Origin of the sequence: Streptomyces sp. NPDC059524 (genome assembly GCF_042749255.1) — a bacterium.
In the GTDB taxonomy this organism is placed as follows: Bacteria; Actinomycetota; Actinomycetes; order Streptomycetales; family Streptomycetaceae; genus Streptomyces; species Streptomyces xanthii.
This window is the reverse complement of record NZ_JBHYTK010000240.1, coordinates 1-7,142: the sequence shown is the minus strand read 5'-3', so window position 1 is coordinate 7,142 and position 7,142 is coordinate 1. Positions and strand designations below refer to the sequence as shown.

Here is a 7,142-nt window from a genome sequence, read left to right as displayed (position 1 = left end):
CGCGGCGGCGTCTTCTTTTTTTCAGACGCCCCGGGGCTCCCAACCCCCCCCCCCCCCCCCCGCCCGCCGGCGCGCGGCCCGCCGCCCGGGGCCGCGCCCCCGCCCCCCCACTCGCGTGTCAGGGGCCGGGAGCCGAGCTCACTCCTCGACGGTCAGCCCCTTGCGCAGGCGCACGAGGGTCCGCGACAGGAGCCGCGACACGTGCATCTGCGAGATTCCGAGCTCTTCGCCGATCTCCGACTGGGTCATGTTGGCGACGAAGCGCAGCGACAGGATCTTCCGGTCGCGCGGCGGGAGTTCGGCGATGAGGGGCTTGAGGGACTCGACGTACTCGATGCCCTCCAGGCCGTGGTCCTCGTAGCCGATGCGGTCCGCGAGCGCGCCCTCGGAGTCGTCCTCCTCGGGCTGGGCGTCCAGGGACGAGGCCGTGTAGGCGTTGGACGCCGCCATGCCCTCGACGACCTCGTCGTTGGAGATGCCGAGGCGGTCGGCCAGCTCGCCCACGGTGGGGGCGCGGTCGAGCTGCTGGGCGAGTTCGTCGCCGGCCTTGGCGAGGTCGAGACGGAGCTCCTGGAGCCTGCGCGGGACGCGCACGGACCACGAGGTGTCGCGGAAGAAGCGCTTTATCTCGCCGACGATGGTCGGCATCGCGAAGGTGGGGAACTCGACGCCGCGGCTGAGCTCGAAGCGGTCGATGGCCTTGATGAGGCCGATGGTGCCGACCTGGATGATGTCCTCCATCGGTTCGCTGCGTGAGCGGAACCGGGAGGCCGCGAACTTCACCAGGGCGAGGTTCAGCTCGACCAGGGTGTTGCGGACGTACGAGTATTCGTGCGTGCCTTCTTCAAGGGACTCCAGACGTTCGAAGAGTGTCTTGGAGAGGGCGCGCGCGTCGAGTGGTGCCACTTCGTCGAAGGGCGGGATCTCCGGAAGACCGAGGTCCTCCAGGACGTCGGACTCGACGTGGGCAGGGGATTCCGGGGGGAGTTTCGACGACGCCTGGTCAGTACGCGATTCGTCGAGCCGGGGTGACATGATGTCCTCCATCGTTCTCGGCATATGGCTGCCGATGCCAATACGTGCACTGCGGTGTGCGGCGCCTCCAAAGCCGGCCGTGTCGATTGGTGTCCTTACTAGGCCTACCCGCTTTGCACAGCGAGCCGCAAGTGCGTTCTATGGCGAAATGTCCGATTTCTGGGCCTTGTTCGGGTACCGGCACCGGTGGTGAGGGCGTAGGGTTCGAGGGCGTCAATCGGCACGTCGAAGGCAGCTGGGAGCTTCGGAAGCTTTTCAGCGGGAGAGGGTCGTCATGGACCGCGGGACAGTCGGCAGCGCGCATCGGGGCCGGCTTCTGGTCGAGGTGCGGCGAGAGGGCTCCAGCGCCGTCGTGACCCCGGTGGGTGAGCTCGATCACCACACGGCGGATCTGTTGCGTGAGTCACTCGAGGAATGCCTGGACCAGGGCCTGTCGCGGCTGGTGATCGACTGTTCGCGGCTGGAGTTCTGCGACTCGACGGGACTGAACGTCCTGCTCGGCGCCCGTCTCAAGGCGGAGGCGGCCGGCGGCGGGGTCCATCTGGCCGGGATGCTGCCGGTGGTGGCCCGGGTGTTCGAGATCACCGGCGCGGAGGCCGTCTTCACGGTCCACGAGACGCTGGCCGAGGCGCTCGCCACGGAGTGACCGCGGGGGCGTGTACCCGCCGCCCGCAGAAGTTACGCTCCGGTTGTACGTGCGTGATCGAGGCGTTACCAGCGTCACATCGTCCGCGGCGAAACGGGGGGTGTTCCCGCCGATCGTCCGGGCAGGAGATCCACGACCGGCCAGACCCCGACCCCAGCGACCGCATCCTGTAGTTCCGCATTGTCGAAGTCCTGAATCCTGAAGCACATGGTGAATCGGTGAGGTGAAGTGCTGATGAGCACCACCCGGCCTTACTCGCCGGGCGACCACGGCCCCGAGTCGGGCGAGCGGCCGGCCGGCGGGGGCCGCCAAGTCCGCAGGCTGAGCCTCGGCGACGCGAGCGGTGTCGTACCCCTCGCCCGCGACTTCACCCGCGAAGCGCTGCATGCCTGGGGCTGGCTGCCGGCGTCCTCCGCGGACCGCCGGGCCGCGGCGGAGGACGTCCTCCTGGTCGTCTCCGAGCTGGTCACGAACGCGTGCCTGCACGCCGAGGGTCCGGACGAGCTGACCGTCTCCCTCGACGGCAAGGTCCTGCGCCTGGAGGTCACCGACCGCGGCGCCGGCCAGCCCGCCCCCCGGACCCCGCACCGCGCGGGCCGGCCCGGCGGCCACGGCATGTTCATCGTCCAGCGCCTGTGCATGGACTGGGGAGTCGTCCGCACCCCCGGCGTCACCGGCAAGACGGTGTGGGCAGAGCTGAACGCCCCCGCGTAGCCGCGCCGAGGCGCCATTCCGGGCGCCGTCGCGCACGTCGTTTCGAGCACGCCGGATCCTCCTGGATCCGGCGTGTTCTTTGTCTTCCCTCGTAAAGGTCCCGGGCGTACCTTGAGCCACCCGCATCTGATGAACCGTCAGTAACCGTCGGTCTGAAGGGATCTCGAGGTGACGTACCGGATGTACCCGAAACGAACCGCCGCGTTCGCGCTCAGCGCGGCTCTGGCCGGCTCGGCGGTGCTGATGGCCGCCCCGACCGCCTCGGCCACGGTCGTGGACGTCAACTACCAGTGCAAGACCCCGATCGGGAACAAGGGGGCCGTCTCCCCGATCGACATCAAGTCCGTGAAGAGCGGCAGCGGCTACAAGATCACCATGTCCTTCCAGAAGGGCGTCTCCTCCAGCCCCGTGGAGCTCGGCAAGGGCGCGATGAGCCCCAGCGCCGTCATCAAGCTCGGCGGCGCGGAGACCGGCGACCTGGCCGTGACCGGCCCGCCGAACGCCGAGGCGATCCCCGCGAACACGCCCATCAAGATCAGTGACCTGAGCGGCACGTACACGCCGAAGAAGAGCGGCAAGGTCACCTTCACCGCCGGCGTCCTCACCATCAAGGCGCTCGGCACGACCACGACCTGCACCCCGGCCAACAGCCCCAAGCCGTCCCTGGAACTGGACGTCAAGGGCGCGGGCGGCTCCGGCGGCGGAGGCGGGGGCGGCGGCACGGGCGGCTCCCAGACCACCCCCTCGGGTGGCGACAGCCAACTCCCGCAGACAGGCCCCGAGGACTCGGCGATAGCTCTGGGAACTCTGGGAGGAACGGTCCTGTTGGCGGGCGCCGCGGGCACACTCTGGCTGACCCGCAGGAATCAGTCGGCCCGGTAGATGGCGCCCCGTGAGGGGCGCGGGGCTGTGTCGATCAGCGGCTCCGCCGCGGGGCGCGACCGGCCACGACGGCGCCGCACCCGCCGGCCCCACCGAGATCCGTACAGCGCGTGGGCGCTCCTGGGCGCCGCCCTGCTGACGTGGGGCGGCACCACAGGCGCGGCCCACGCGGCGGCACCGAGCTGGACGATCACCCCGTCCGCGGGCGGCGCCCACAGACCGTACATCTACGCGGAGGGCACCCCCGGAACCGTCCTGGAGGACAAGGTGGCCGTCACCAATCCGGCCACCCGCCCCCTGAAGATCACCCTCCGCGCCGCCGACGCCGACAACAAGGCGAACGGCGCCCTCGGCCTGCGCGCCCGCGCGCAGGACACCGGCGCCTGGATCACGTTCGCCGAGCGCGAGGTGACCGTCCCGGCCCGCACCCGCGCCGAGATCCCGTTCACGGTGAGCGTGCCCGCGGGCGCCGTCCCCGGCGACCACCCGGGCGCCGTCGTCGCGAGCGGAGGCGGCCGCGACGCCGGGGTCAGCGTCCACCTGCGGGTCAGCGGCCCGACCCTGTCGGCCCTCACCGTCGAACGGGTCCGGGCCCGCGACGGCGCCATCACCTACGACGTCGTGAACCGCGGCAACACCACGCTCAGCCCCCGCCTCGCCGTCCGCGCCGACGGGCTCTTCGGCGCGGTGCTCGACCGGGCCCCGCGCGCCCTGCCCCTGGAACTGCTGCCGGGGCGCCGGGTCACGCTGACCGAGCCCTGGAAGGACGCCCCGGCCCTGGACGACGTCGACGTGAAGGTCACCGTCACCGCGGGCGGCGGCGCCGGGGACTCGGCCACGACGACCGCCCGGTTCGTCCCCTGGGGCGCCCTCGGCGGCGGCCTGGCCCTGCTCGCGGGCGGCGGCCTGGCCGCGTACGGGTACGCGCGCCGCCGCCGACCCGCCCCCGACACGCAAGGGAGTACGTCATGACACGCCGCCGCAGCGCGCCGGGCACGCGGCTGCTCGCCGTCCTCGGCCTCGTGGCCGCGCTGCTCGCCGGCGCGGCCGCCGCACCGGCGACCGCCGCCGGGAAACCCACCGTGACCCTCTCCAAGTCCCAGGCGGGGACCGGGGGTTCGATCACCGTGAAGGGCAAGGGCTGGCGCCCGAGCGCTCTCCTGATGATGCTCGTGTGCGGGCGCTCCACACCGGAGCGCGGCGTCGTCGGCGGCACCAACTCCTGCGCCAACGCGGACGGTCTCGCCGTCACCACCGACTCCAAGGGCACCTTCAGCAAGAAGCTCCCGGTCGCCGAGCCGCCCGTACCGTGCCCGTGCGTCGTCCACGTCGCGACGGTGACGGGGGAGAAGGCGCAGGCGGACGCCCCCTTCCTGGTCGCCGGGCATCCGGTCAAGGCGATGCCGAAGGAGGACACCGGCGGGCGGCTCACCATGGTCACCGACACCCGGCTCGAGGGTTCGAGCGGCATCCTGACCTGGTTCGGCGCCCCGCCCGCGCGGACGTTCACCTTCACCGTGGGCAACGTGGGCTCGACGCCCGTCAAGGACCCCGTCTTCCAGGTCGGCACCTCCCACGGCGTGTTCGCCCCGCAGTGGGAGGAGCAGCAGTGGCGCGGCACCATCGCGGCCGGCCGCAAGGCCCGCATCGAACTGCCCGTCGAGCTCACCGCCGGAGCGCACGGCAGCTATCTCGTCTCGCTCAAGTACGGCGGCAAGGTCCTGGCCGAACAGCCCTGGGGCGTCGGGCGTCCCTGGGGCGTCACCCTCTTCTGGATCCTGCTCTGCGTCGTCGTGCCGGCCGCCGTGTTCCGCATCGGCATGGCCGTCGTGGACCGGCTGCGGCCGCGCGACCGCGGCGCGGCCGGACGGCACCGCGGCGCCCAGAAACTCACCGACCTCACCGTGAAGCTGCCGAAGCTGCGCACCCCGCGGCCGGCGGACCGGCCCGCACCCGCGGACGGCGGCCCGGACCCCTCCACGACCACCCTGCCCTGGTTCACCCCGGACACCGGTCCGGGCGTTCCTGCGGCCGGTCAGCTCTCCGCACCGCCCGACAACACCAGTCCGACGAAGGGAACCACGTGAACAGGCACGTGAACAGGCACCGGAGAGCCGGTGCGGCCGGCTGCGCCCTGATCCTGTCCGGTGCGGGGCTGTGGCTGGCCGCCGCCCCGGCGCAGGCGGCCACCTCCTCGTACCCGACGGAGTGCGTCCCGCCGGCGATCTCCGGCCTGCCCCCGATCCAGGGCACCACGGCGACCGACATCACCGCGCCGGCCACCGCGAAGGTCGGCGACGAGATCGACGTCGTGTGGAAGACGACGCAGGCCGCGTCCAAGAACCCGGACGTGCTCGACCTGGGCGCCGACACCGTCCAGCCGAGCGGCGTCATCAAGGTGGCCGGGGCGCAGACCGGCGACCTCAAGATGGAGGGCCCGCGCAAGAACCCGGCCATCCCCAAGGGCGCGCCGATGGTGCTGTCCGACATGACGGGCAAGCTCAAGCTCACCAAGCCGGGTGAGGTGACGCTGACCCCGGACGCGTACAACATCAACGTCAACAAGCCGATCTCCACCGACACCAAGTGCAAGCCGACGGGCGCGGTCCCGAAGGCGGTCACCATCCAGGTGACCGACGGCGGCGGCACCTCCTCCGGCGGCACGAGCTCGGGCGGCACGTCCTCCGGCGGGACGGCCTCGGGGGGTTCGACGTCCGGCGGCAGCACGGCGGGCGGCACCTCGTCCGGTGGCACCTCGTCCGGCGGCGACACCGCCTCGGGCGGCACGGCCTCCGGCGGGTCCGCGTCCGGCGGCTCGGGCGGCGGCGACGGCGGCAAGACCGACTTCACCGGCAAGGAGGTCCAGATCCCCTACGAGTGCAAGACGCCCATCGGCGACAAGAACGCGACGTCCCCGGTGCAGATCAACGCCAAGAAGGACGGCGGGAACTACGCGCTCACCGTCCAGTTCAAGAAGGCCGTCATGGACAGCCCCGCCGACATCCCGGCCGACTCCGTGAAGCCGTCGATGGAGGTGAAGCTGGGCGGCGCCGACAAGGGCACCGTCCACGTCGAGGGCCCGACCAACAAGGAGCCGATCAAGTCCGGCGAGCCGATGACCATCCCGGACCTCACCGGCACCTACAAGCCGGGCGCCGACGGCAAGTCGACGCTGTCCCCGGGCGTCCTCACGGTGAAGGCGCTGGGCACGACGACCACCTGCACGCCGGCCAAGACGGAGGTCTCCCTGGAGATCGACACGGCGGCCCAGCCGGGCGGCGCGTCCGGCGGCACGAGCTCCGGCTCCGGCGGCGCCGCCGCGTCCGGCGGTTCGGCCTCCGGCACGAGCGGCGGCCTCGCCGAGACCGGCGCCTCGAACGACGGCGCCCTGCGCGCCCTCGGTCTGGTGGCGGGCACGGTGATCCTGATGGGCGGAGCGGTCTTCACGTTCCTTCCGCGGGCCCGCCGGCTCAGGCGATAGTCGTCACACCGGTACACGGCTCTCACCAGGCATCTTGAAGATCATCGGGCGTTAGTCTCGGTCGTACGCATCACCCGTACGACCGAGACGAGCGCGCTCCATGAACTCAGCGGACACCACCGCCCGTGAGACCGACGCCCACCCCGCCTGCCGCCGCTGCGACGAGTCCGGACTGAAGGTCCGCGCCGCCGCGGCCGCCGACACCGCGCTGAACATCGCGGCGTCGGCGCTGGGCGGCGGCGACTTCGCCAACCGGCCGTGCGCCGTGTGCGGGCACGCCGTGCGGCTGCACGAGCGGCCGCTCGACGTGCCCGTCGTGGCCCGGGAGGCGTGACACGGGGCGCGCGAGCAGACGTCGCGCGAGCAGACGTCGCGTGAGAAGGC

8 protein-coding genes are annotated in these 7,142 nt (G+C 72.1%); 7 read left to right on the top strand and 1 reads right to left on the bottom strand.

Features of this window, described 5'->3' with window-relative positions; genetic code table 11:
- Positions 1 to 138 precede the first annotated feature (138 nt).
- A complete protein-coding gene (locus ACFW9D_RS36755; protein WP_188338514.1) occupies positions 139 to 1,035 on the bottom strand; it encodes an RNA polymerase sigma factor SigF in 897 nt (298 codons plus the stop codon).
- Positions 1,036 to 1,309: 274 nt separating this feature from the next.
- On the opposite strand from ACFW9D_RS36755, the gene ACFW9D_RS36750 reads away from it, so the two are divergent.
- The 7 genes from ACFW9D_RS36750 to ACFW9D_RS36720 all read left to right on the top strand — a co-directional run bounded on the left by ACFW9D_RS36750 (position 1,310) and on the right by ACFW9D_RS36720 (position 7,092).
- Positions 1,310 to 1,681, top strand: a complete 372-nt coding sequence (locus ACFW9D_RS36750) for an STAS domain-containing protein (RefSeq protein ID WP_384629651.1) — start codon at positions 1,310 to 1,312, stop codon at positions 1,679 to 1,681.
- 234 nt (positions 1,682 to 1,915) lie between these two features.
- The gene (locus tag ACFW9D_RS36745; protein ID WP_188338516.1) at positions 1,916 to 2,395 is read left to right on the top strand and encodes an ATP-binding protein; all 480 of its coding nucleotides are present in this window, start codon (positions 1,916 to 1,918) and stop codon (positions 2,393 to 2,395) included.
- 180 nt (positions 2,396 to 2,575) lie between these two features.
- The gene (locus ACFW9D_RS36740; protein ID WP_188338517.1) at positions 2,576 to 3,277 is read left to right on the top strand and encodes an LPXTG cell wall anchor domain-containing protein; all 702 of its coding nucleotides are present in this window, start codon (positions 2,576 to 2,578) and stop codon (positions 3,275 to 3,277) included.
- Between the two features lie 27 nt (positions 3,278 to 3,304).
- Positions 3,305 to 4,249 carry a hypothetical protein gene (locus ACFW9D_RS36735; RefSeq protein ID WP_188338518.1) on the top strand — a complete coding sequence of 315 codons (945 nt, stop codon included), beginning with the start codon at positions 3,305 to 3,307 and terminating at the stop codon, positions 4,247 to 4,249.
- Positions 4,246 to 5,364, top strand: coding sequence for a hypothetical protein (locus ACFW9D_RS36730; RefSeq protein ID WP_384629648.1), 1,119 nt, complete (start codon positions 4,246 to 4,248; stop codon positions 5,362 to 5,364). The genes ACFW9D_RS36735 and ACFW9D_RS36730 overlap by 4 nt, the downstream gene beginning before the upstream one ends.
- A gap of 50 nt (positions 5,365 to 5,414) precedes the next feature.
- On the top strand, positions 5,415 to 6,758 hold the full coding sequence (locus ACFW9D_RS36725) for a hypothetical protein (RefSeq protein WP_384629657.1): 1,344 nt from the start codon (positions 5,415 to 5,417) through the stop codon (positions 6,756 to 6,758).
- A gap of 100 nt (positions 6,759 to 6,858) precedes the next feature.
- On the top strand, positions 6,859 to 7,092 hold the full coding sequence (locus tag ACFW9D_RS36720) for a hypothetical protein (protein WP_384629645.1): 234 nt from the start codon (positions 6,859 to 6,861) through the stop codon (positions 7,090 to 7,092).
- Positions 7,093 to 7,142: the final 50 nt, after the last annotated feature.

Excerpts from the sequence above, each read along its gene's own strand:
- ACFW9D_RS36720 (WP_384629645.1), top strand. The coding sequence starts at position 6,859 with ATGAACTCAGCGGACACCACCGCCCGTGAGACCGACGCCCACCCCGCC.
- ACFW9D_RS36750 (WP_384629651.1), top strand. The coding sequence starts at position 1,310 with ATGGACCGCGGGACAGTCGGCAGCGCGCATCGGGGCCGGCTTCTGGTC.
- ACFW9D_RS36730 (WP_384629648.1), top strand. The coding sequence starts at position 4,246 with ATGACACGCCGCCGCAGCGCGCCGGGCACGCGGCTGCTCGCCGTCCTC.
- ACFW9D_RS36745 (WP_188338516.1), top strand. The coding sequence starts at position 1,916 with ATGAGCACCACCCGGCCTTACTCGCCGGGCGACCACGGCCCCGAGTCG.
- ACFW9D_RS36755 (WP_188338514.1), bottom strand. The coding sequence starts at position 1,035 with ATGTCACCCCGGCTCGACGAATCGCGTACTGACCAGGCGTCGTCGAAA.
- ACFW9D_RS36740 (WP_188338517.1), top strand. The coding sequence starts at position 2,576 with ATGTACCCGAAACGAACCGCCGCGTTCGCGCTCAGCGCGGCTCTGGCC.